At 72.3% G+C, this 23,505-nt stretch carries 18 protein-coding genes; 11 read left to right on the top strand and 7 right to left on the bottom strand.

What is annotated here, in order from left to right:
- Positions 1-93 precede the first annotated feature (93 nt).
- Positions 94-1,482, top strand: a complete 1,389-nt coding sequence (gene eccD / locus ACBI99_RS12265) for a type VII secretion integral membrane protein EccD (RefSeq protein ID WP_219499977.1) — start codon at positions 94-96, stop codon at positions 1,480-1,482.
- Positions 1,483-1,530: 48 nt separating this feature from the next.
- A complete protein-coding gene (locus ACBI99_RS12260) occupies positions 1,531-1,968 on the top strand; it encodes a YbaB/EbfC family nucleoid-associated protein (protein WP_219499866.1) in 438 nt (145 codons plus the stop codon).
- A 16-nt stretch (positions 1,969-1,984) separates the two neighbouring features.
- Here ACBI99_RS12260 and ACBI99_RS12255 read toward each other — a convergent pair whose 3' ends face one another.
- From ACBI99_RS12255 to ACBI99_RS12230, 6 genes are read right to left on the bottom strand one after another with little or no spacing between them, the layout of a single operon-like run.
- Complete coding sequence (locus ACBI99_RS12255) at positions 1,985-3,439, bottom strand: hypothetical protein (RefSeq protein ID WP_357584132.1); 1,455 nt, start codon at positions 3,437-3,439, stop codon at positions 1,985-1,987.
- 19 nt (positions 3,440-3,458) lie between these two features.
- On the bottom strand, positions 3,459-3,866 hold the full coding sequence (locus ACBI99_RS12250) for a hypothetical protein (RefSeq protein WP_219499861.1): 408 nt from the start codon (positions 3,864-3,866) through the stop codon (positions 3,459-3,461).
- On the bottom strand, positions 3,863-5,251 hold the full coding sequence (locus ACBI99_RS12245; RefSeq protein ID WP_219499859.1) for a WXG100 family type VII secretion target: 1,389 nt from the start codon (positions 5,249-5,251) through the stop codon (positions 3,863-3,865). The genes ACBI99_RS12250 and ACBI99_RS12245 overlap by 4 nt, the downstream gene beginning before the upstream one ends.
- The gene (locus ACBI99_RS12240) at positions 5,251-5,613 is read right to left on the bottom strand and encodes a hypothetical protein (RefSeq protein ID WP_219499856.1); all 363 of its coding nucleotides are present in this window, start codon (positions 5,611-5,613) and stop codon (positions 5,251-5,253) included. The genes ACBI99_RS12245 and ACBI99_RS12240 overlap by 1 nt, the downstream gene beginning before the upstream one ends.
- Before the next feature lie 36 nt (positions 5,614-5,649).
- Entirely contained in the window at positions 5,650-5,961 is a 312-nt protein-coding gene (locus tag ACBI99_RS12235; protein WP_219499854.1) for a WXG100 family type VII secretion target, read from the bottom strand.
- Positions 5,962-5,989: 28 nt separating this feature from the next.
- Positions 5,990-6,322, bottom strand: a complete 333-nt coding sequence (locus tag ACBI99_RS12230) for a WXG100 family type VII secretion target (protein WP_219499852.1) — start codon at positions 6,320-6,322, stop codon at positions 5,990-5,992.
- A gap of 256 nt (positions 6,323-6,578) precedes the next feature.
- On the opposite strand from ACBI99_RS12230, the gene ACBI99_RS12225 reads away from it, so the two are divergent.
- Both ACBI99_RS12225 and ACBI99_RS12220 read left to right on the top strand, forming a co-directional pair.
- A complete protein-coding gene (locus ACBI99_RS12225; protein ID WP_375072320.1) occupies positions 6,579-7,688 on the top strand; it encodes a hypothetical protein in 1,110 nt (369 codons plus the stop codon).
- A gap of 35 nt (positions 7,689-7,723) precedes the next feature.
- A complete protein-coding gene (locus tag ACBI99_RS12220) occupies positions 7,724-8,536 on the top strand; it encodes a hypothetical protein (RefSeq protein ID WP_219499846.1) in 813 nt (270 codons plus the stop codon).
- Here ACBI99_RS12220 and eccB read toward each other — a convergent pair whose 3' ends face one another.
- Positions 8,537-9,952, bottom strand: a complete 1,416-nt coding sequence (eccB, locus tag ACBI99_RS12215) for a type VII secretion protein EccB (protein WP_375072319.1) — start codon at positions 9,950-9,952, stop codon at positions 8,537-8,539.
- Between the two features lie 98 nt (positions 9,953-10,050).
- Between eccB and ACBI99_RS12210 the strand changes: the two genes are divergently transcribed.
- The 7 genes from ACBI99_RS12210 (at position 10,051) to ACBI99_RS12180 (ending at position 23,277) form a co-directional block, all read left to right on the top strand.
- The gene (locus ACBI99_RS12210; protein WP_246643774.1) at positions 10,051-10,923 is read left to right on the top strand and encodes an SseB family protein; all 873 of its coding nucleotides are present in this window, start codon (positions 10,051-10,053) and stop codon (positions 10,921-10,923) included.
- Positions 10,920-11,315, top strand: coding sequence for a hypothetical protein (locus tag ACBI99_RS12205; protein ID WP_219499842.1), 396 nt, complete (start codon positions 10,920-10,922; stop codon positions 11,313-11,315). Before ACBI99_RS12210 ends, ACBI99_RS12205 begins: the two co-directional genes overlap by 4 nt.
- A gap of 153 nt (positions 11,316-11,468) precedes the next feature.
- Complete coding sequence (locus ACBI99_RS12200) at positions 11,469-11,804, top strand: YbaB/EbfC family nucleoid-associated protein (protein ID WP_246643772.1); 336 nt, start codon at positions 11,469-11,471, stop codon at positions 11,802-11,804.
- Positions 11,801-12,151, top strand: a complete 351-nt coding sequence (locus tag ACBI99_RS12195) for a hypothetical protein (protein ID WP_219499838.1) — start codon at positions 11,801-11,803, stop codon at positions 12,149-12,151. Before ACBI99_RS12200 ends, ACBI99_RS12195 begins: the two co-directional genes overlap by 4 nt.
- Before the next feature lie 26 nt (positions 12,152-12,177).
- Positions 12,178-21,993, top strand: coding sequence for a hypothetical protein (locus ACBI99_RS12190; protein ID WP_375072318.1), 9,816 nt, complete (start codon positions 12,178-12,180; stop codon positions 21,991-21,993).
- Between the two features lie 230 nt (positions 21,994-22,223).
- Positions 22,224-22,751 (top strand): hypothetical protein, encoded by a 528-nt coding sequence (locus ACBI99_RS12185; RefSeq protein WP_219499835.1) that lies wholly within the window; start codon positions 22,224-22,226, stop codon positions 22,749-22,751.
- Complete coding sequence (locus tag ACBI99_RS12180) at positions 22,744-23,277, top strand: hypothetical protein (RefSeq protein ID WP_364173228.1); 534 nt, start codon at positions 22,744-22,746, stop codon at positions 23,275-23,277. The genes ACBI99_RS12185 and ACBI99_RS12180 overlap by 8 nt, the downstream gene beginning before the upstream one ends.
- Positions 23,278-23,505: the final 228 nt, after the last annotated feature.

Below are 23,505 nucleotides of genomic sequence, written 5' to 3'. Positions count from 1 at the left end.
GTCAGGACTTGCCGGTTAAACCCTGGAGTACGGCCTGTGACATCGCTCGCCCCTCAGCCGGCCTCGCACGCGCCGCGGCAGCAGCACCAGCCCATGCCGCACGCGCCACTGCCGCCGCTGTGCCATGTGACGATCATCGCGCCGCGCCGCCGGGTCGACCTGGCGCTGCCCGCCGACATCCCGCTGCCGCACGTGCTGCCTGGGCTGCTCCGCGCGGTCGGCGAGGGCGGCGGCGAGGTGGTCGGCGGCCCCGGCTGGGTGCTCCAGCGGCTCGGCGGCACCCCGTTCGACCTCGGGCAGACGCTCGCCGCGCTCGGCGTGCTCAACGGCGAGGTGCTCTACCTGCGGCCCCGCGAGTCGACGCTGCCGCCCGCGCTGTACGACGACGTGGCCGACGTGGTCGCCACCGGCGTCAAGGGCAGCAGCGGCCGGTGGGAGGCGAGCCACACCCGGGCCATGGGCGCGGGCGCGGCGGCCGTCCTGCTCGCGCTCGGCGCGCCCGCGCTCGTCCTGGCCGGCGGGCCGCCGCTCGGCCTGACCGTGGTCGCGGGCATGCTCGCGGTGCTCCTGATCGGCGTCAGCGCGGCCCTGTCGCGCGCTGTCGGCGACTCCGGCGCCGGCGCGTGGATCGGCTACGCCGCCCTGCCGTACGCCTTCCTCGCGGGCCTGTACGGCCTCGCGAGCGGCTCCACGCTGGCCGGGCTCGGCGCACCGCACCTGCTGGCCGCGTTCGCCTGCACCGCGCTCGTGGCCACGATCGGCGGCGCCGTCGTGTCGGACGGCGTGGCGGGCTTCCTCGGCACGGCCGTGGCGGCGGTCGCGGGCACGGCCGCCGCGGCGGTGGTCATGGTGTTCGAGCTGCCCGCGGCGGGCGTCGCGGCGATGACCGTGACGATCCTGATGTCGCTCAGCCCGCTCATCCCCACCCTGTCGTTCCGCATCGCCCGGGTGCCGCTGCCCGCCCTGCCGACGAACTCCGAGGAACTGCGCGCCGACAACCAGCGGCTCGACAGCGACGGCGTGCTCGCCCGCACCGCCCAGGCGGGCCGGTACGCCACCGGCATGGTCATCGGCATCACCATGACCGCCATCGGCGCGCTGATCCCGCTGGCGGCCACGCCGGGCTGGCTGGCCACCTCGATGGCCGCCGTGCTCTGCCTGGTGCTGCTGCTGCGCGCCCGCGTCTTCCACGGCCTCGGCCAGCGGCTCTGGCTGCTGGGCGCCGGGCTCGGCGGGCTGGTGCTGGGCGCCGTCTCGCTGAGCGCCGGGGCCGGCACGGTGGCCGCCGCCGCGGTGGTGATGGGGCTGCTCTGGCTCGCCCTGCTCGTCGTCGGGCTCGGCGTGTGGCTGCCGTCCGGGCAGCTCTCGCCGTTCTGGGCCCGGGCCGGGGACGTGGTGGACGTCATCCTGCTGATCGCGATGTTCCCGCTGTCGCTCGGCGTGCTGGACGTCTACACATGGATTCGCGGCCTGGCCGGTTAGTAGTCTTTCGCCGTTAAGTGGGGCTCTTGTGACGTATGGGGTGCACGGATGAGCGAGCTGAACTTCGACAGCCTGGACGTCGACCAGGTCATCAGGAACGCGGACCTGCAGATGGGCCGCGTGGCCGAGCTCCAGCAGGAGATGGCCAAGGTGGTCGGCCGCGCCGAGGACGAGGACGGCCTGGTCAAGGTGGAGATCGGCGGCCCCGGCCTGCAGGAGCTGCACCTGCACCCGAAGGCCATGCGCCTCACGTCGGGCGAGCTCGCCGAGCGCATCAAGGAGACCATCGCCGCGGCCACCGCCGACCACCGGCGCCAGATGACCGAGGCGATGGAGGCGCTCTTCGGCGCGGAGAACCCCCTGCGCTTCGCCGACGACCCCGAAGGCGCCCTGGAGCAGGCTCGGCAGGCCGAAGCCGTCTACAACAAGACCTTCGAGGACGTCATGGGCGAGCTCGCCAGGATCCACCAGCGCGTCGAGGAATGACCCCCGGGCGAGAGGGTCAGCCCAGTCTCTCCGGCCCCGCCTCCTGGGCGGGGGCGAAGACGTGGCCCTCGGGCTCGTAGAACTCCCGGTTGCGCTCCTGGCCCTCGTTGCCGCCCGCTCCGGCCATCCCGCCGGGCGGGAAGCCCATGAAGCCGTGACCCGTGGCCGCCGGGCCGCCGCGCAGCACGGCAGGGCTCGCCGTCGCCGCCGAACCGCCCGTGCCGTACCACATGCCGGGGCCCTGCTGGCTGCCGATGGGGTTGACGGTGGCGGTCGGCGTCGGCGTGGTGGGCGTGTGCGTGAGCAGGTTCGGCGTGGTGGTGCCGTGCGGGGACGGCGTGGTGGGGGTCTCGGCCAGCTCGGTCCGGGGCTCGCCGCCGATCACCGGGGGAGCGGGCTCCTGCTCGCCCTCCTGGCCCTGGGGAGCGGTGGGCTGCTGCTGTTCCGGCTGCTGCTGCCCAGGGGTGTCGCCGGGGCCCGGCTGCTGGCCGTCGGGGCCGCCCGAGCCCTGGTCGCCGTCCGGGCCCGGGCCCTTGCCCGGGTCGGTGGGCCCGGCGCCGTCGCCGGGGCCGGTCGTGTCCCGCGGGGACGTGGGGGAGCCGCCCGGCTGGTCGCCGCCCTGCGGGCCGCCGCCGGACGAGGACCCCTGGCCGCTCCCGGAGCCCGAACCGAAACCGCCGCCGCCACCGTCGTTGCCGCCGCCGCCGTTCCAGTGCACGGTCGTGCCGGACGGGGTACGGGTCCCGCTGCCGGGGTCCAGAGGCGCCTGCTTGGTGAGGTTCACCTCCAGCGGGGTGATCTCCGGAAGCTCGAAGGCCAGGCCCTCGGCGATGCGGGAGTTGACCTCGGTGATCTTCCGGTTGAGCTCGGCGAGCTGCCTTCTGGCTTCCTCGTCCGGGTCGAAGTTGTTGCGGTTCTGCGACGGGTCGCCGGTCATCCCGCCGCCGGCGCCCTCGTTGAACGACGAGCCGCCGGTTCCGCCGCTGCTGCCACCGCCGTCGCCGGTTCCGCCGCTCGATCCGCCGCTGCTGCCGCCGCTCGACCCGCCGGTGCTGGAGCCGCCCGTCCCGGCGTTCTGCTCGGCGGTGGCCGGCAGCGCGGTGACGCTGGCCTGATACTCCCTGATGTGCTGGGCGTACGTGCGCATCGGGCCGCCGGTGTCGTTCATGGCCTTGCCCAGCGCGCCCGCGCTCGCGTGCAGCAGGCGCAGCGCGCCCAGGACGGTCTGGCTGGCGTTGTCGCCGTGCCACACCTCGTTCAGCTCCTCGGCGGCCTTCAGGATGGCGCTCTGCACGCCGGCCTCGCCCAGCAGGAGCTTGCCCGCCTCGATGTAGCTCTCCCCGGCCCGGTCGACAGCCTCGGGGTCGGCCTTGCTCAGCCAGCCCGCGACCGTGTCCCTGCTGACCTCGGAGCCGGGCTCGACCGGACCGAGGTCAGCCTTGACCCGGATCGGCTTCCACGCATCGCCCATCGATCATCCCTGCCGATTCTCACGCACTGCTGTCGAGGTGACCGCGTTCGTAGTTGTCAATGGCCTTCTCGACGGCCAACGCCCACTCCTCGATGCAGTCGAGGAAATCGGAATAGCTGCCGCTGAAGACCTCGTACGCCTTGGCGGTGTTGACGCCGAAGCCGGAGGCCACCTCCCACGGGCCGGTTTCGGCGGACCCGACGTTGCTCAGCCCGGCCACGTTGCCGACCGTGCCCGGCCCGCTCCAGGTGGCGCTCATCGAGGCCGGCGCGTTGCCGCGCAGCGTCTCCAGCTCCCTGCGCAGCCGCGAGAGCACGGACCTGACCTCGTCGTGCTTGATGTCCGGACCCCGCCCGTCGGGCTCCATGCCGGGGAAGTTGGGGGCGAGCTCCAGCGACGGCGACTGCCCGCCATCCGGATCGCTCATGCCTTCGCCTTGCCTTTCCCGTCGATGAGGTGGTTCGTCGTCGGCACGTCACTGCGGAAGTCGTCCTCGTCCCCGAGCAGGTACGTGGTCCGTTCGCGCTCCTGGCGGTCCTGGCCAGCGGCGGCGCCGCCGGGCGGGATCATCGGGAACATCGGGGAGCCGTTGCCGAGGCCGCGCATCCCCGCCGTGCTCGCGGCGCCGGCCGGGCCGGCGCCGCCTCCGTAGGCGGAGCCGATGCCGCCGTTCTGGCCGGACGGGTAGCCGGTGCCGGGCAGACCGTTGGCGTTGTTCGGGTAGCCGGGCAGGTTCCGGTCGCCGATGCCGGCCAGCGAGGTGTTCGCGTCGTTCGCGCCCAGGCCGTTGCCGTCGCCGACGCCGACGTCCGCGCCGGGGATCTGGGGGCCGTTCGGGAGCCCGGCGTTCACGGTCGAGGACCCGGAGTTCACGCCGCTGCCGGGCAGGCCGGGGCCGCCGGGCAGGCCGGAGCCGTCGCCGGGGAAGCCGGGAGCGCCGGGCACGGATCCGCCGGGGAAGGATTCACCCGGCAGGTTGTCGCCGATCCCGGGGATCTGGTGCTGCCCGGGGTCGAACAGGCCGTCCTGGCCGGGGCCCCCCAGCCCGTCCGGGCCCAGCCCCGACGGGTCGAAGGGCTGGTTCATCCCGTTGGGCAGGCCGCCGCCCGGCAGCCTGGCCTGGTTGAACGGGACGACCGGCGCGTCAGTGGTCAGATTGTCGAACTGCGGGATCTCGGTCCGCAGGTGTGCCGGGAAGACGTTGTTGTTGATCGCGGTGGCCTCGGTCAGCTCGCGCAGATGCTTCTTGGCCCGCTTCATGTTCTTCTCCGCCTCGGACTCGCCGAACAGCTTCTCGCCGAGGCCGTAGACCAGTCCGCCGCCGGTGCCGATGATGCCGCCCTGGGGGCCGCCGAACTTCAGGCCGATCTGGCCGCCCTGGACACCCCGTTCGAGGACCGACGGGTTGTCGGCGTTGTCCGGGATGGCCTCGCCCCTGAACCGCTCCAGCGTGGCCGCGTGCATGTTCAGCGCGGGCGCGATGCCGGACGGGTTGACGGGGCAGAGCTGCTGCGGGTGCTCGCTGATCGTGCGCGACACGTCGGCGGCCGACTCGCGCAGCCGGCGCAGCGCCGTGCGCACCACCTTGGAGTCCTCGCTGTCGGTCCAGCTCGTCTCCAGCGTGCGCATGTGCTTGTCGAGCACGCCGACCAGGTTGTCCAGCCGTTCCTTGGCCGTGTAGAACTCGGTGGCCGCCTCGCGCAGCAGCTCCGGCTTGTTGCCGTTGAGCGCCTCGCGCAGCGCCTCCAGCGTGGTGATCTCCTCCTCGGAGGGCACGAACTGGTACTGGATCTCGCTCTGGTAGTCGACCATCAGGCCTCGGCCGTCCGCTTCGCGCCCTCACCGGCCTGTTCGGCGTTGTCGTAGCCGCGCAACGCCTGGGTGAGCAGCTCGATCATGCTCTCCACCTGCGTCGTGATGTTGTCGTACGACAGCTTGACGGCGCCGATGCCCCGGGTCGTGCTGTTCTGGAATGCCATGGCCGCCGTCCACGGTCCGGTGAGGGCCTTGTCGTCGGAACTGAGCCTGACGACCGCCCCGCCCTCGGCCAGCACGGGCTGGACCTCGCCTTTTCCGCGTTCGGGACGCAACAGTGCGAGGGCTTCGATCAGGTCGGTCCTGGCGGCCTTGATCGCACTTCTACTCAGGTTCACGCCACCGCGGTCGGTGCCCATGCTTTCCCTCCGGTGTCAGCCAGCGGCCGTCGGCTCCTACCTGCCGTCGAAGATCTTGGAGTTGATCATGTCGACCTCGTGCATGTTCATCTTCGTGATGTCGATGTTGCTCTTCAGCAGGTCCACGAACTGCGACATGTCGTTCGCCTCGCGGTTCCACACCTGCCGGACCTCGTCGAACACGGTCTTGGCCGCACCCTGCCAGATCGCGCTCTTCTGCAGCAGCGCGGTCTCCAGCTCGTCGAGCACGGTGACCATCTCGTTGTGCGCCTTGGCGAAGGCCTCCTCGCCGCGGCCGAGGCCCGCGTAGTTGACAAGGGTCCTGTCGAAAGCGTCTTCTGCGGCCATCGCGGCCTCCAGTTCTGTGAGTAGGGGGTCAGCGGGGCGGCTGAGCGCTGATGAGGTTCGCGATGTGGTTCATCGCCTGCTGGCGCTCTTCGTTGAAGGCGGCGACGTTCTTGTTGGTCGTCCCGATGTTCGCGGCCAGCCGCTGCAGGCTCTGGAGGACGACGTCCATCCGCTCGTGCCACTTGATGAGGACGGCGGAAAAGGCGGCCTCCGACTGTCCGGCCCAGGAGACCTTGAGCTCGGCGCCCGCCGTGTCGAGGTTCCGCTGGACGGTGCGCAGCCGGGTGGCGGCCTCCTCGATGAGGTTGACGGCCGCGATGAGGTCGGACGCGCTTACTTGGGTCTGCGGCTCGGCGCCCACAGTGTCCCTCCCTTACCAGTTCGGCTGACTTGGGGCGTCAATCTGGTGTCGGCCCCTTGGTCACATTAGAGAACTATCGTCCCTAGAGTCGCACATGATCAAGTGAAAATCCCATATCCGTCAGGTGGATTCGTGGTGTATTCGCAGGACGTGCACGTTTGGGGCCATGACTGGGGAGATGGGGCTCTTGCCCGAAAAGCTGTACGGACCTGCGGGGCTGGCGTAGCGTATGGGGGCGATGTGACAAGGGGGGCTTGTGGCTGAACCGGATTCCTTCTCGGAGACTCTGCAAGGGCTGGGTGGCGCGGGGCTCCACCCCAGGACCAACGACCCCAAGTTCGTCATGCAGTACACCCGTGTCCGGGACATGGGCACCAACGTGGCGAGCTTCGGTCAGGACCTGACCGAGATGAGCAGCAAGACGCGGGCCATCGACATCACGGAGTTCTCCTTCGGGGTCATCGGCGGCGGGCTCAACGTCGCCCACCGCGCGGTTCGCGACCACGCCGCGGACGCCCTCAAGCAGGGCAAAGAGGTCCTGGAGTCGTGGCGGACCGCGATCAACACCGCCGCCGACAACGGCGAGACGGCCGACAAGGCCAGCAAGCCGCCCAAGCCGAAGGACGACGAGTTCAAGCTGCCCGGCGGGGGCATGAAGCCCATGGGCGGGGCCGGCGACCTGCCGTCGGGCCTCGGCCCCGGCGGCATGGATCCCCTGGACGGCCTGAAGAAGCCGGACGACCTGAACAAGGACGCCCTCGACGGCCTGGACAAGGACGCTCTCGACGACCTGAACAAGGATGCTCTCGACGGCCTGGACAAGGACGGCCTCGATGACATCAAGAAGCCGGACGACGGCCTGAAGCCCGACGACCTGGACGACCTCGACCGGCCGGGCCCCGACATGCCGGACCGGCCCGACATGAACCTCCCGCAGCAGCCCGACCCCGGCGGCGGGAACCCGCCCGACCTGAACGGGCTGAACCAGCCCACGGGCACCGACCTGGCCGGCGCCGACCCGCGCGTGCCCGGCCTGCCCAACTCCGGCCTGCCCAACTCCGGCCTGCCGAACCTGTCCGGCGGCCCCGACCCGCGCGCCGCGATGCCCCGCACGGGCTCCGGCTTTCCGGAGGGCTTCAGCTCGGGCATGTCCTCGGGCGGCTCGGGCGGGCTCCCTGGCGGGCCGGGCAGCATCGCCCGCGCGCTCAACACCGGGATGCCCCTCTACCCGCCGCCCATGGGAGGCGGCGCCGCGCCGTCCCGCGACGAGCAGGACCGCGAGAAGGGCCCGCTGCTTCCCGAGGACGAGGGCGTCTGGGGAGACGACGAGGACATCGCGCCGGCAGTGATCGGTGGAGAAGGGTAGCTGAGCTGATGGCCTACGAAAACGATCACAGGCTCATGATCTCGGCCGTGGCCGCCGTGGGCGCCGCCTCGGTGATCCTGCCGTACGCCCGCCCGATCGGGATGTTGATGTCCCTGCTCATCTCCGATCCCGCCGAGCAGGATCGGGGGGGCGACCAGTGGCTCGACAAGACCCCTGTGGACGTGGGGCCGGCGGTGGTGGGGCCCGTGGCAGCCGGCAGCAAGCAGGTCCCCGACGGGCGGAGCGCGCACGCGAACGGGGTCACCGACCTGGCCTACGTGCGGGCCGAGCTGAAGCGGCTGGGCAAGGAGATCGGCGAGAACGAGGGCTGGGAGGGCCGGGCGTACACGTCGTTCACCGAGAAGATCAACGTGCTCGACGGGCACCTGGCCAAGCTGGACCAGAACCGGGTGTCCGCCGGCAACGCGCTCAAGTGCTCAGCCGCGTGCTACCACGTCCTGACGCTGGTCTGTGACGCCATCGGGGTGATCCTGCTGGCGCTGGCGGGCTATGTGGCGATCATGCGGCCGACGCCGCCCCCGGCCAACGCGACGGCGGAGGCGACCGCGATCAGCATCGTCGCGCGGTTGCACTTCATGCTGCAGGGGATCATGACCAAGCACCGGAAGCTCATCTACAAGGCCACGCTCATCTTCGGCGCCCTGGCCGTCGGCTACAACCAGTTCTCCCAGGACCTGCCCGGCCTGCAGGCCCTTCCCTCGGAGAAGCCGAACCTGATGGAGGCCAGCGTCCTCTGGGACGCCGCCAAGTCCGACCTGACCGACAACCCGCAGGCGGAGCTCGACCCGGGCAAGATCGAGTCGCCCATGCCGGACTTCGGCTTCTGATCAGCCCGCGGCCGCGCCCACGGGCGTGAGCGCGGCCGCCGGATCCAGCGGCGGTCCCTGGGGGATGCCGTGCATGAGGCTCGCCGGCACCGGCGCCACGTCGGCCGCGTCGTAGCCGAGCCTGCCGAGCACCTCGGCCGACGGCACCGGGTAGCGGATGCCCTGGTCGGTGATCAGCGACAGCGAGGCGTTCACCGCGCCGAGCTGCCCCTCGCCGGGCAGCAGCCCGGCGACCACCGCGCTCCCCGGCGGGAGCAGAACCTGGTCGAAGCGGTCCTGGTTGCCGGGGGTCGGCGGCGCCGGGATCGTCATCGTGCTGCCGACCGTCACCTTCGCCTTCACCGAGCCGGCCTGCGTGTCGGCGTGGACGAGGCAGAGCGGCACGGTGGCGGGCACGTTGATCGCGCGCGGCATGGTCGCGGGCAGGGTCGGGTCGAGCACGGTCTTCTTCGACGGTGACGCGTTGGCCGACGCGGCGTCGATGGGGATCTCCCTGGCGGCCCTGTTCCCGTACGCCTTCTTGCTGGCCGGGTCCTCCAGCAGGAGCCTGGCCTGCACGGCGGAGATCTGCGCCAGCCCGTCGGGGTACAGCACGTACCAGCGGGCGGCCGTGCCCTGCGCGGCCGGGACCGTGAACACCTGGCCGACCGCGGCGGTGACCTTGCCGCCCGAGCGCACCTTCCGGCCGCGGTAGGGCACGTCGGGGCCGTCGAAGTCGCGGCCGACGGGCAGCGCGTTGAGCCAGGCCGGGGGCACCTTCCTGGGCTGGGCGTCGAGCGCGCGCACGCCGTGCGCGGCCACCCGCATGCGGCGGTTGTTCCAGATCACCCAGTTCTGCCGGCCGTCGGTGACGACCATGGCGTCGCCGCCGACCGGCCGCCCGCCGACGTCCTTGCCGCCCACGAGCGTCGTGTACGACTTCTGCCCGCCCGAGCCGGCGGGGCCGTCGACCACGCACACCGACCAGGGCGCCTTGACGAGCTTCTCCCGCACCGGCAGCGAGTCGGGGGCGCCCGAGATGCCGACCATCGGCCCGCGCGCGAAGTCGGCCAGCGAGACCGAGGTCACGCTGCGGGTGGTGACCTCGCCGGAGCCGAGGATGAGCCGGGCCGAGGCGTAGTTCGCCACCGGCAGCAGCCGCCGCTGCTGCTGGCTGTAGACGTACGCGGCGCCGCTCTCCTCCTCGATGAGGAGCTGCCCCGGGTCGGTGAGCTTGGTGGCGTTGCCCGGGCTCACCAGCCCCCAGATGCCGAACACGGCCAGCACCAGCACGCCCACGAGGATGCCGCTGAACGTGGCCACGTTCTGGCGGCGCATGGGGGACTCCGGAACGTCAGGCTCGCCCTGCAGCAGCGCCATGCCGAGCCGCTGCTGCATCAGCCGGTGAGCTTGGTGGAGATCCTTGTTGGTCTGCATGCTGGGCCCGCGTATCCCCTCATCGGTACCTTTGGTCTCCAATATCCCAGCTTGCACACAGGCGTCGCACCTCACTCCCGCCGATTACTGTGACCTCCGTGGAACCAGCCAGCCCTTTCGAGGAACAGCTCTGGGCGGCGCACGAGGCCGGCCGGATCGACCTGTGCCTGAGCCTCCTGCGCGACGCCGACTTCGCGCTGCCGATCTCCGCCGCCGCGGCGGCCGGCGCCGAACCGCCCCGGTGGGCCACCTACACCGGCCCCGACCGCGTGTGGATGCTCGCCTACACCTCCGTCGAGGCCATGCGGGCGGCCGGCGTCGCCACCGAGCACTGGCGGGTCAGCTCGCTCCCCGAGATGGCCGCCGCCTGGCCCGACCCGCGCTGGGGGCTGGCGGTCAACGCGGGCCTGCCGGTGTGGTTCCCGCTGGAGTCGGGCACCGTGGCCCGGCTGGCCGTGCCCACGCTCGCCCAGGACCTCCTGATCGCGCCGGGGTCGGGCGTGCCCGTCATGCAGAAGGTGCTCGGCCCGGGCGACCTGGACGACCTGCTGACCGGCAACAGCTCGCGGGTGTCGGGCTACTGCCACCACGCCCTGGACGTCTCGCACATCGCCACGCCCACCGTGCTCGCCGAAGCGCTCGGCGCGACGGACAAGCTGACGCCCGAGGGCTCGCTCAACCTGCTGCGCTGGCGTCCGGCCGGCCTCAACCTCTACCGCACCCCGTACGGCGGCCTCGACGAGGAGGGACGTGACGCGGTGGCGGGCTGGGTCGTCGAGGAGCCGCCGTTCGCCGGGATGGGCCTGGTGCCCAACCCCGAGCTGCTCGTGCGCGAGTACAAGATCTACGGCGTCGGGCTGCCGCACGGCGCGGAGATCTGGGAGCTGACCGACGCCGGCACCGAGCACCGGCGCGCGCTCTACCACGGCGACCTGCGGCGCTGGCTGCTGACGGTGGCGGTGACGCCGTGAGCTGGCACCACTACCGCGCGCGCTGGCAGGGCGAGGACTTCGAGGCCAGCCCGGAGCCGCACTCGCTCGAACTGTGGATCAGGCTGCGCAGCGCCGAGCCGCGAGAGGGGTTCGAGGAGGTGGAGCCCGGCTGCCACGTGCTGCCGGTGCCGGCGGAGGAGTGCGAGGCGCTGCACTTCGTCATCACCGTGTGCGAGTGGCGCGGCGAGCCGTTCCACGTGCACGCCGAACGCGACGGCGAGCTGCTGCTGGAGTACGCGGGCGCGTCCGCGCCCCGGGCCGTCGAGCTGGGGCTGGACCGGATCGAACGGGGCGTCTACCGCCGCTGGGTGCCGCGCGCCGAGGCGGCCGATCTTCGTGAGGAGGCCGTGCCCCTCGACGAGATTGTCTAGCCGGGCTCTTGTTACTTGGTATTCATGTGACAGAAACTATCCATACAGTGCGATGTGTCGCATGTGGCGCTATTGGGTGGGAGTGTCATGGAGGCAGCGAGCCGCTCGGCTGCGGGGATGCAGGCATACGCCGACGAACTCAGGACGATGTTCATGCGCTTGCAGGACGAGGGCATGGAGCTGCACACGCGGGCCAAGGAGCTGCGCGTGACCGAGAAGTCGCCCGACGGCCTCGTCAGCGTGACCGTCGGCTCCCGGGGTGAGCTCGTCGGCCTCGACCTCGACCCCCGCGTCTACCGCCGCCCCGACGCCCGCCACCTGGCCGACACCATCGTGGAGACCACCCGCCGGGCCGAGGCGCGGCTGCGCGAGAGCATCGTGGAGATCTTCGCGCCCGTCGTGCCGCCCGAGCAGATGCGGGCCCACATCGACGGCGACGTCGAGGCGATCTTCCAGGTGTTCGCGGGTGAGGAGGGAGAGGCCCGATGAACATGTGGGACGAGTCCTCCGTCGTCAAGTCCGTCGTCGACCGCGGCATCACCGAGTGGAAGACGATGGCCGGCGACCAGGAGCGCGAGTGCGCCGACCTGATCGCCGAGGTGCAGAAGTGCCTGGACGCCCAGCCGTGGGGCACCGGCACCGAAGGCAAGGCCTTCCTCACCTCTCACGTGGGCGTCAACGGCGGACCCGAGACGATCACCAAGTGCAAGAAGCTCCTCAAGGAGATCGCCGACGCCGGTGACGCCGTCCGCATCGTCGTCGACAACACCCTCCAGGCGCACGCCGACATGGCGGCCGACCTGCGCCGCCAAAAAGCGATGATCGCGGAGGTGTGAGGGCGACGGACTGAACGGGAACATCCGTGACGACTGGTGGCAACGTCCACGTCCAGGGGCCCAGCGGCCTGCCCGCCCAGCACATCGCGGTGCGGATCGACCGGGACACCGAGCCCGTGTGGGAGACCGAGGTCTTCCCCGATTGGCTGAACTACTTCCTGCTGCCCATGCTGTCGGCCGGCCAGATGTGGCCGAGGGCCAGCGAGAAGGGCATGTCGGCGCTGGCCGTCGCGTACGAGAAGCTGGCCGAGGGCACCGACAAGCACGCCGTCGCCGCCGGCACCGCCGCGCGCACCATCGTCGACGGCATGTACGCGCCGCCGACCGCCGAGTTCGTCAACCGGGCCAAGTTCCTGTACGGCGAGAGCGCCGGGCTGGCCGGCGTGCACAAGAACTGCTGCGGCCACGCCTCCCACGCGAGCGACTTCGCTGTCGAGACCCAGTACTCCAAGATCTCAATCAACGTCGCCTTCTGGATCACGGTCGTCGCCATCGCCATCGCGGTCTACGTCTCGTTCTTCACCGCCGGGTCCGGCGCCCGGCTGATCGGGCCGTACTCGGCGGCCTGCCGCGCGGCCGTCAGCCGCATCCTGGCCCGCCTGGCCGCCGTCGGCGGGCGCAAGGCCGCCGCCGGACAGCTCGGCCGGGTCACGACGCTCAGCGGGGCCACCGGCAAGATCGTGCTCGCCCGGCTGCTGGCCAGCCCCCTCGGCCGCGAGCTCACCGAGGAGATGGGCGAAGAGGGCTTCATCGACTGGTTCACCCAGCGGATCCAGATCGACAAGGGCACCCGCAAGTTCTTCGACTGGGCGCGGTTCAAGGCCTCGCTGATCGGCGCCGGAGCCGGCGCGTGGATCGGCACGAAGGTCGCCGGGCCCCTCTCCCGCGTCACCCGGCGCGTGGGCGGCTTCGCCGGGAGGGCGCTCAACACCGGCCTCAACAACATGATCGCCTCGCCGCTCGGCAGCTTCGTCGCCAACGCCGCCGTCTACGGGCGGATGGAGAACCCGTTCACCGCCGAGGCGATGATGGGCGGGTTCCTCGGCGGCGTCGGCCGCACCGGCACCATCAGCCCGTTCAACCCGGACGTCCTGTCCGCCCTGACCCACCCGACCAGCGCCCTGGCGTCCGCGCAGGACGCCGCCGCCCGCTCCGACGCGGCCCGCTCCGGCGGCACCCCGCCCGGGGGCGACCCCGGCAGCAACACCACGTCGTCCAACGGGCCCGCCAACGGCCCCGCCGGCCCCGCCCCGGCCGGGCCCGCGCCCTCAGCGCCGAACTCCACCACCACGCGGGGCGGCGCCCCGGCCGGGTCGTCCGCCTCGGACGGCGCCCGCTCCTCCGGCTCCGACACCGACACGCGGACCAACCGCTCGCAGGACGACAACGCGGCGGGCCGCCGCGGGCCCGCCACGCCCGACGCCGACTCCCGTACCCGCTCCTCGCAGCCCGCCCCCGACGAGGACCGGGAGGAGGAGCGGCAGCAGGAGCCCGCCGCGAACGCGGCCCCGGCGCCCACCACCTCGACCAACTCCGCTGCGGCTCCGGCGTCCACCGACGACACGACCCCCGCCCCTGACGCGGCCCCCGCCCCAGACGAAGCCCCCGCTCCCGACGCGGCGCCCACTCCCGACGAGGCCCCCGCCCCGGACCTCGCCTCCACCCCGGAGGCGGCGCCCGCCGCCGAGGAGCGGGTGCCGGTCAAGGACGCGATTCCGGCCCCCGCCAACGCGCCCGCGCACGTCACCGGCGCGCACACCGCCCTGCTGGACGCGGCCGAGACGAGCTTCCCCAGCATGCTCGCCACCCGAGGCGGCGACCTGGTCCTCAGCAGGGACGACAGCGAGCTGGTGATCCCCGCCTCCACGGTGAACGCCGTGCGGACCGCCCTGGAGGAGCGCGCCGCGCAGGGCGTCGACCAGGCCCGCCTGCGCATGGACGCGACCCTGCTCCTGGTCCAGGCCGCGAGCAGGCCCAGCATCGACACCGCCCCGCAAGCCCGTACGAACGAGGACGGGCCCCAGGCGGCACGCCCCACCCGGAGCAAGCCCGGCACCGTCACCTCGCGCGCCCTGCCCGGCACCCGCTTCGTCCCGGACGGCCGCACGGACGGCACCACGCTGACCGACGCCGAGGTGAAGGCGGGCGTGGACGCGCTGCGCCCCCACCACTTCCGCACCGAGGGCGTCACGGGCTGGAGCTGGTCCGCCGACGGCTCCACGCTGCTCGTGCGCACCCGCCAGGGCATCCACCACTTCCGCACGGTGATCGGCCGCCTCGACGCGTCCCTCATGGGCCGCACCGAGGTCAACGCCGGAACCAGCAGCGCCGAGGCGCACGTCGTCCACCTCGCCCGAGGCATGGCCGCCGACCAGGTGGCGCGCACCATGCTGCACGAGATCACCGACACCCTGCACCACCTGCATGCTCCGGAGAAGCAGGGGGTGGTGCGCCGGATGCTGTCACGCGGCAGGATGCGCGAGACGCAGGACCTGTGCGTGGCCGCCCGGATGAACGAGCTCGGCTACCTCGTCGAGCAGTGGCAGCAGGCCACCAACTCCCGAGAGCAGCGGAGGCTCGTCGCCGACATCGACGGGGTGATGGCCGACCTGGCCACGCGCGGCCACGCCGCGCCCCCGCTGCCCTTCACGCCCACCCCGGCCGAGCAGCCGCCGCGCGTGCCCGGCGTCCCCGACGGCACCCCCGACCTCCTGGAGATCCGCCGCCTGGTCGACTTCTTCCACCAGGCGGAGGACAACCTGACGCAGCAGGTCGCGTCCAAGAAGAAGACCGCCCAGGAGGCGCGGAACAAGGCCAAGGAGTCCGCCGAGGCGGCGAAGAAGGCCCGTAAGCAGCGCGACCAGGGCAAGCAGGTGCGCGTGCGCAAGGCCCTGGCCGAGGCGCAGGGCCACCGGGCCAAGGAGGCCAGGCACCTGCGGATGGCCGAGCGTTACGAGAGGACGCGGACCGCCGCCCAGGCGGCCGAGCGCGCGTACCGGACGCTGCGGGTGGATCCCAGCCAGGAGAACCTGGCGAAGGCCAGGCAGGCCCACCGGGCCTACCTGGTCGCCCGCGCCGCCGCCCAGCCGGCCGCCGTCAGCCGGACCACCGCGATGCCCACGTCCCGGATCGCCCACCTGACCAAGCTCACCGAGGCGGTCAACGAGCTGCTGGAGGGCAAGGGCGTCAGCCACCGCTACACCATCAACGAGCTCGAGACCGCGATCCGGCAGAACTTCCACAAGGTGCTGAGCGAGGACGGCCTCGTGCTGCGGCCCGGTGTCGGCAAGGACGCGGCCGAGGTGCGGCTCAAGCTCACGCTCGGCGACCTCGTCGAGGTGTTCGAGCCGTCCGTGATCGCCTCGGAGATCATGGTCGGCATGTTCGTCCTGGGCGGCCGGACGGTCAACGGCACCGCGGCCAACAGCGGCGGCCTGGCGCCGAACTTCGACACCGGCATCCTGACGCCGATGCTGCCCGAGGACTCGTTCCTGCAGATGGCCAACCAGTTCCTCGGTGCGGGATTCGGCGTCAACGCCGGCCGCAGCACGAGCGTCACCGGCGGCGCCGGCCCCGCCTTCCAGTCGGGCTCCGTCGTCGACAACCGCAGCGAGTCGATGCTGTACGAGGGCACGGCCACCTGGACGGCGGAGATCCGCGTGCCCGGCTCGCGCACCTGGGAGGGCCGTGTCACCGTGAGCTCCGGCGCTCCCGCCGACGCCGCCGGCCAGCGGGTGTGGTTCACGCACCCGCACGTCGAGCCGCCGCCCCGGAACGTCACCAGGATCGATCCAGACAAGCGCGACCCCCAGCTCCCGAACGTCACCGTCACCGGCATGACCGGTCTCGAAGGCGCCCTCGACATGGTCGCCGACCACCTCGGCGGCGACTACGCCACGGTCGGCTCCATCGCGCACCACAACCTGCGCACGACCCTCGTCGACGAGCTGCCGATGGCGCTGCGCGAGGCGGTCAACGGCGGGTTCAGGCGGCCCCTCACCGTCGGCGGACGCACCGACGTGCGCATCAGGGTCGACACCAGGATCGTCCAGGTCCCTGACAGCCCGCTGGTGGGCCAGCCCAGCTCGGACGAGTGGGAGGAGGAGGTGCTCATCGACTTCGCCAACGTCCCCGGCGGGGCGTCGGCGGGCGGCTCCACCGGCCTCAGTGCCTCAGCCAAGCTCAAGATCCACCGGCTTGAGGACCTCGACGTCCTGGGGCCCCTGGGCGAGTTCGAGCCTTCCATCAACCCCAAGGCCGAAACCGGAAGATCGGCCTCGCACTCCCACTCGTCGACCGCCAACCAGCAGGCCATCCACCCGAGCGTGCACCGCAAGAAGGGCCCGCGGCAGTCGTACAAGCTCATGCTGGTCCACTCGATCACCGTCGAGCGCCCCGGCCAGGCCCCCGTCACCCTCCCGGACGTCGACAGCACCGCGCTGGTCGCCATGCAGGAGTCGGCCGCCTACCGGTTCGGCCTGCCCGTCGACGAGGGCGCGCTCCTCCGCAAGGACGGCAAGGTGGTGATCGGGGCCGACGGCATCCCGGTGCTGCGCGGCGACCCCATCCCCGAGGTGCCCGAAGGCCGCACGGCCGGGCTGCCCCCCACGATGGGCGACCAGCCCGGCCAGCTCCGCGGCGCCGGCCCGGCCCTCGTTCAGGAGGTCCTCGGGATGGACGAGGTCGCCCAGGACGTCCTGAGCGACCTCGGCGAGCGCGGCGTGGTGCCGAAGATCGTGAACGGCGAGTTCGTGTTCTCGGACAACGAGCTGGAGCTCGCGAGCCAGATCCACAACCTGCGCGAGGTCCTCACCCAGCTGTCGGCCCGGCGCATGCAGGCCGGCTACGACCAGGCGGCGCAGGACGGCCTGCACTTCGACCTGGTACGGCACCGCCCCAACCGCACCTCCGAGCACTACACCGTGCACATCCAGCTCAAGCAGGACTTCAAGGACTTCACCTACATCGGCTACACCGACGCGGAGGCGGTGGTCTACCTCGACATCGGCTCCGACACCTCCGGGCGCGGCTTCACCCGGTCCAGGACGTACCCCGGCAAGGTCGGGCTCGCCGAGAGCGACGCGCCCGGGGAGGGCCAGAACGGCTTCGGCCACGAGGTCAACGGCAGCTACAGCCGTGGATACAACCGGAACGTCGGCTCCAGCCACGGCGGCACGCAGAACATCGTGACGCTGGGCGAGAGCGGCGACATCGTCGGCGTGTACACCATGCGGCACCGCGTGATCGTCGAGCTGGAGCACAACGGCAAGCGCGAGCGGATCTCCTCCCGCAAGGGCGAGGCCAAGCTCGTCATCGCCGCCGACCTCATGCCCGCGAAGAACCCGAAGCAGGCGCCGGTGGGCAAGCTGTCCGCCAAGGTGCTGGCGCGGACCAAGATGCTGCACCTCGATCCCGGAAACGCGCTGGCCGCCGCCCGGGAGGTGCTGCCGAGGGCCATGCGCAGCGACTCGCCCGCCTTCCACCACTTCGCGGGCCTGGTCAACATGCGCAACCTCGCCGGGCACCGCGAGTGGGAGGACGACGCGTACGGCAGCGAAACCGGCATCCGCACCCGCGGCACCACCACCCGCTCCTCCCTGTCCGTGAAGGGCGAGTACGGCGCCGCCGAGGTGGTCGGCGTCGTCGACCACGTCAGCGGCGACATCAAGTTCGGCATGGGCAGCGCGGGCGTCAGCTACGGCGGGTCCGTGAGCCGGAACACGAGCCTGTCCGCGAGCGGGACCGACCACGACGACGGCGGCACCACCAACGACGGCGGCAAGCTGTCGCTCCCCTCCGTCTCCAAGTCGACGTCCACCTCGATCTCGCAGCTCGACATCTGGGGCACCGAGGAACTCACGATCGAGACCGGCCGGCACTACGTCATCCGCGCCGACGTCGGCTTCACGTACACCGGCAACGAGACCGTCCCCGACGGGGTCACGCCCAGGGCCGCCCGCCCGGCCCACAGCCGCGGCGCCGCCCTGCTGACGATCCCCGAGTACGACGCCCTGCTCCTGTACTCCGACGACGACCTCGACCTGCCGCTGCACCTCGTGGCCGACGCGGTCGAGCGGTTCATCAACGGCAGCCTCACCCTGGACCGGACCCTCGCCACCGCGCTCCTCACGCGCTACACCAAGGCCCTGGCCGACGCCCGCGCCGCCGGGGAGGACCTCGGCCTGGCCGAACAGCACACCCCGCACGCCCTCCTCACGGCGCTCAGGAAGGTCGTCGAACCGCAGCAGCCGGCCAAGCAGCGGCGCAAGGGCAAGGGGCAGACGGCGCAGAGCGGGCCCAGCGGGCGCCAGTCCGCGCAGAACCAGAGCACGCCGCAGCGTGAGCGGCGCATGCCCATGCACAAGCAGCTCGCCCGCCTGCTGTCGCGAGCCAGGGACCTCATCCAGCAGAGCCGCGAAGTCGTGCTGGCCCGGCCGTACCAGAACGGGATGGGACTCAGCCTCATGGAGTCCCTCACCGCCAAGGACAAGAGCGGCAAACGCGTACAGCTCCGCGACGAAGTCCTCAACATGCTCGAAGAGGTCGCGCCCGAGGTGCTGAAGGCCGCCCCCACCCTGCGCAGGGAAGTGGCGGTCGACTTCGCCCGCACCCGCACCGAGATCCGCGTCAACGACATGTGGAGCCGGAACGGTTACAGCAAGACCTACAACGCGCTCGGCGACCTGGCCAGCGGGGTCGCCGAGGAGGTCACGGTCAGGGTGCGGATGGTGCCCAAGCACGGCGCCGACCGCGCCGAGCTGATCGGCCACACCGACGCCGCCGGCGCCATCAAGCAGTTCTACCGCTACACCGACGTCACCGAGTCCGAAGGGTTCAACGGCTCCCACGCCTTCGGCGCCGACTTCAGCGGCAAAGAGGAGACCGACACCGGCGGCGTCAGCGCCTCGACCGACCTCACGCAATCCTTCGGCGGGACGCGCACCCGGCAGATCGTGCGGCTCCAGCGCATCTCCCTGTTCCGCGGCCTCGACCGGGTGCGGCAGGAGATGGACCTCGTCGTCGAGATCGAACGGAGACCGCTGCCCGGCGGCAAGGTCCGCTCGGTCGCCCAGAAGGCGAGCGGCGCCGTCAGCCGCAAGACCCGCGAGGTGCGGCGCACGTACAAGGCGGTCGTGGTGCGCCGCATCCCCACCGGCATGATCCGGCCCGCCGACGCGAACGTGACGGAGGCCCCGCCGGTCATCGACCCCCGCCGCGCCGAACTGCCCCGCGGGTACTTCCCGGAGTCGCTGTTCACCGACGCCGGCAAGCCGACGCTGCTGGAGGTCGTCAGCGGCCAACTGGAGAAGATGGTCGGCCGCGCCACCGTGGCCGCGCGCATGGGCGAACTGACCAGCCGCCTGTCCGTGGACGCGCTGATCAGCGTGTTCGAGCGCATGTCCAGGCCCGGCGGCGAGGTCGTCGTGCCCCTGGGGCGGCAGGGCGCCCGCAACCAGGGCGTCGACGTGACCATCGAGGCGCACACCTCCGACATGCAGGTCTACAGCGGCCCGTTCACGGGCGAGAAGGGCGAGGTCGACCGCGAGGCGACCAGCATGAGCGTGACCGTGGGCCGCGGCCGCTTCGCCCCCATGAGCGGAGGCGCCAACGGCGGCATGATCCCCGAGGCGGGGATCGGCCTCGGCGCGTCCCTGGGCGAGCAGTCCGCGGAAAGCGTCACCGAAACCAGCGGCGGCCGCGTCGAACGCAGCGAGTTCCGCAACGGGGAGCTCTACACCGTCCGCCTCCGCGTCGACTACGACCTCACCTTCCAGCACGTACGCCGCCTGCCCGGCGGCCCGCCCACCCCCATCGGCGACGCCGTCACCATGCGGCACGCCACCGGCGGCGAGATCTTCGTGACCCTCTTCGGCGAGGAGATCAACGAGATGCGGGCGCGCATGGAGGCGGGCATCCGCGTCGCCCCGCCGTCCTCCGTCCGCGAGACGTTCCGCGCCACGGGCACCCGCCAGGGGCTGATCCCGCAGCTCACCGACGCCCGCCTGGAAGCGCGCGACCGCGGCGCGGTCGCCGTCGTCACCGTGACCGAGAACGGGGTCCCGCGCCGCTACTACGCCCACCCCGACGGCTCCGTACGCAGCGAGACCTTCGACGGCGGGTTCGCCGAGGCGTTCGCCACCCTGCCCCCCGACGTGCTCACCCTGGCCGAGAGCACCGGCCTCGACCTGCGCGCCGTCTTCGACACCTCGCAGGACCCGGGCACGTTCACCGACCAGGTGCTCAAGGCCCTGGAGAACAACGGGCACAACCGCCCCGCCGAGCCCAAGCCCGTCTACCCCTACAAGGCAGCCGCCGCGGAGAACCCGGCCGCCGCGGCCGGCACGCCCGGCGGCGGCTCCGCCACCTCACCCTCGTCCGGCCCCGGCACCTCTGTGACCTCGCCCGAGCTCCCCGCCACACCCCTCGACGCCGCCGCCCGGCCCGACGGGACCGAGGACCTCTCCCTGACCGAGATCCAGGCCCAGAACGTGTCGCTGACCGACTTCGGCGGCGCCGTCCGCAGCCTCACCTGGTCCGGCGACACGCTCCAGGTCGAACTGCCGTCCGGCGCCGTCCACCACGTGCGCGTGACCGTCGGCGACCCCGGCCAGGGCCTGACCGGCCGTACGCACCTCCGCACCGGCACCACCGCCGACGAAGCGCACGTCATGGTCCTCGCCCCGCGCCTCCACCCGGACGTCGTGTCGTCCGTCCTGGTGCACGAGATCACCCACCTCGCCCAGGACGGCGCCGCCCGCGCCGCCGGCCGGCCCCAGGGCGTCGTCCGCTCCTTCCTCGCCGCCCTCTCCTCTCGTGGCGAGCCGGTCGTCGACCACTGCCTGACGCCGCGCCTCAACGAGCACGCCCACCTGTCCCGCAAGTGGCACGCCGCCACCGACACGCCGACCCGAGACCGCCTCGCCCAGGCGATCGACGCCGTCGCCGCCGACCTCACCCGCCGCGGCCACACCCCGCCCCCGGCGCCCTGGGCCGGCGCCCCCCAACCCCGCAGCCGGATAGCGAGCCTCCTCAACTGGGGCGCCACCACCGCACCCGCCCCCGCCCCCGTCAGCCTGGCGACGCTTCCGCTGACGGCCGTCGTCCGCGCGGTCGAACGAGGCGCGGCGATCGCCGGCGCCCGCGCCCGCCACCACGGCGACGGCCGGATCACCCTGGAGATCCCCGGCCGCCCCCCGACCGACCTCCAGATCCGCCCCGCGACCCCAACCCCCCGCATCCCCGGCGCCCCCACCCCCAACGGCACCCGAGGCCCCGCAGCCTCCCCGAACGGCACCCGGGCCTCAGGAGCCTCCGCGAACGGCACCCAAGCCCCCGGAGTCGGTACGAACGGCTCCCAGGCCCCCGGAGTCGGTACGAACGGCTCCCGGACCTCCGGGGACACGTCGAGCAACCCCGTGGTCATCGAGCTCGACCCGTACGCCACGGTGGACGTCAGCGAGCGCGCCGCGGCAGCCATCGCGGCCGGGGCGGCGGCCCGGGCGGCCGGCGACCCCCGGATGGCCGCCCACTTCCAGGCCGTCGCCCAGCTTGCCGAAGCCGCACGCCAGGTCCGCACCTCCATCCCCGCCGAGCGCTCGGCCCGCATCGACACCCTGCTCACTCTCGCCGCGCGCGCCGACATCAGCTACGCGATCCCGCCCAGCCTCGCCGCCGAGCTGATCGCCCTCATGAAGGACACGCCCAAACGCCACCGCAGCGAGAAGTGGCGCCCCTACCGCAAGCTCACGAACGTCACCGGCTGGTACCCGGACTGGGAGGAATGCGACTGCCGCGACGACGAGCCGTGCCAGTGTGCCCCCACCCCCGTGGCGACGGCATGATGGGACCCCGGGACCTCCGGGACCGGGACTTCCGGGACCGGGACTTCCGGGATCGGGACTTCCGGGACCGGGACCTCCGGGACCGGGACCTCCGGGATCGGGACCCCCGGGATCGGGACCCCCGGGATCGGGACCCCCGGGATCGGGACCCCCGGGACCGGGACCCCCGGGACCGAGACTCCCGGGACCGAGACCTCCGGGAGCGGGACCCGCGGGACGAAAGGACGGCAATGGCATTCGCGGTGGCACGCACCAGGGACGAGGCGCACCTCTACCTCGACCTGCACCCGTGCGAGACGTGCGGTTCTGCGGAAACCACCTGGGACAGCGGCCTGACCACGGTCGACGGCACGCTGGTCAGCCGCTACGCCGGCGACTGCGGCGAGTGCGGCACGAGCCGCGAGTTCCTCTTCGGCCTGCCGGAACGCCCGATCCCGCCCGACGGCTATCCGACGTTCGGCGCCGCCGAGCCCTCCGAACTCCTCGACGCCGGCGAATGGCTCTGGGTCGCCGACCTCACGGCCGGCCACGTGCCCGCCGACGACCGGGCCGAAGCCCACCGCGCCCTGTCCATCGCGGCCGCCGCCGTCGGCGAGGCCATCAAGTTCGTCCCGCCCGGCCAGGACGAGGTGCCCGACGACGCGTTCTGGTCCGAGCGCGGCCTGGAGATGCGCGCCGCCGAACCCGGCCGCTTCCACCTCGACCGCCTCCTCATCGTCCGCGACACCTACCGCGACCTGGCGGCCCAGCATGCCTGACTACGCCCGCTCCCTGGTTGAGGCGTACGTCTACCTCGACATCACCAGCCCCGGAGCCGAACGCGCCGTCACCGAGCAGGACGACGACTGGCTCGTCCGCGCGGGCGACGCCGAGATCGTCGTCCCCTTCGTCTCGGAAGAAGAGGCCCGCCTCGAGGACGCCACCTTCGGCCTGGGCCTCTCCGAGCTGATCGACCTGGGCCAATGGGTCCTCATCGCCGCCACGTACGCGGACCGTGCCCTGGAAGGCGGCCTCCTCTACTCCGCCGACACCACCGTCGACGAGCGTTACCACGACGTCGTCGCCGACTGGCGCTTCGCCGCCGACGCCGTCGCCGAGGCGCTCAAGTTCGTCCGCTCCGACGGCACCCCGCCCCCGCCGGAGGCGTTCTGGACCGACATGGGCAGAGCGGCGTACGAGGACAACCCCGAACGCTTCACGTACGAGGCCCTGGCGGACGACCTCGCCTACTACCGCGACAGCCTCACTAACTTCCAACGCCTCCACCAACCCCCCGACCAGTAACCCCCACCCTCCCCACCGCCCGGCCTCCGCCTCGGACCTCTGCCTCGGGCTGCCGCCTCGGGCTTCCGCCTCGGGCCTTCGCCTTGGGCCTCCGCCTGGGGTCCTGCCACGGCCCCTGCCTCTGCCTTGGGCTTCCGCCTCGCGCCCCGCCACGGCCCCCTGCCACGGGCCCCGCCGCCGGACACGCTGTCACTGGACGCCCTGCCACCGGGTGTGGCTTTCTGGCGG

The organism is Nonomuraea sp. ATR24 (genome assembly GCF_041950485.1).
Classification (GTDB): Bacteria; Actinomycetota; Actinomycetes; order Streptosporangiales; family Streptosporangiaceae; genus Nonomuraea; species Nonomuraea ceibae.
Note: the sequence above shows the minus strand (reverse complement) of the source record. Positions and strands in the feature narration are given on the sequence as shown.

Coding starts and splice junctions, on each gene's coding strand:
- ACBI99_RS12180 (WP_364173228.1), top strand. CDS start 22,744: ATGCCTGACTACGCCCGCTCCCTGGTTGAGGCGTACGTCTACCTCGAC.
- ACBI99_RS12200 (WP_246643772.1), top strand. CDS start 11,469: ATGCGCTTGCAGGACGAGGGCATGGAGCTGCACACGCGGGCCAAGGAG.
- eccB (WP_375072319.1), bottom strand. CDS start 9,952: ATGCAGACCAACAAGGATCTCCACCAAGCTCACCGGCTGATGCAGCAG.
- ACBI99_RS12195 (WP_219499838.1), top strand. CDS start 11,801: ATGAACATGTGGGACGAGTCCTCCGTCGTCAAGTCCGTCGTCGACCGC.
- ACBI99_RS12235 (WP_219499854.1), bottom strand. CDS start 5,961: ATGGCCGCAGAAGACGCTTTCGACAGGACCCTTGTCAACTACGCGGGC.
- ACBI99_RS12250 (WP_219499861.1), bottom strand. CDS start 3,866: ATGAGCGATCCGGATGGCGGGCAGTCGCCGTCGCTGGAGCTCGCCCCC.
- ACBI99_RS12220 (WP_219499846.1), top strand. CDS start 7,724: ATGATCTCGGCCGTGGCCGCCGTGGGCGCCGCCTCGGTGATCCTGCCG.
- ACBI99_RS12260 (WP_219499866.1), top strand. CDS start 1,531: ATGAGCGAGCTGAACTTCGACAGCCTGGACGTCGACCAGGTCATCAGG.
- ACBI99_RS12245 (WP_219499859.1), bottom strand. CDS start 5,251: ATGGTCGACTACCAGAGCGAGATCCAGTACCAGTTCGTGCCCTCCGAG.
- ACBI99_RS12255 (WP_357584132.1), bottom strand. CDS start 3,439: ATGGGCGATGCGTGGAAGCCGATCCGGGTCAAGGCTGACCTCGGTCCG.
- eccD (WP_219499977.1), top strand. CDS start 94: ATGCCGCACGCGCCACTGCCGCCGCTGTGCCATGTGACGATCATCGCG.
- ACBI99_RS12185 (WP_219499835.1), top strand. CDS start 22,224: ATGGCATTCGCGGTGGCACGCACCAGGGACGAGGCGCACCTCTACCTC.
- ACBI99_RS12240 (WP_219499856.1), bottom strand. CDS start 5,613: ATGGGCACCGACCGCGGTGGCGTGAACCTGAGTAGAAGTGCGATCAAG.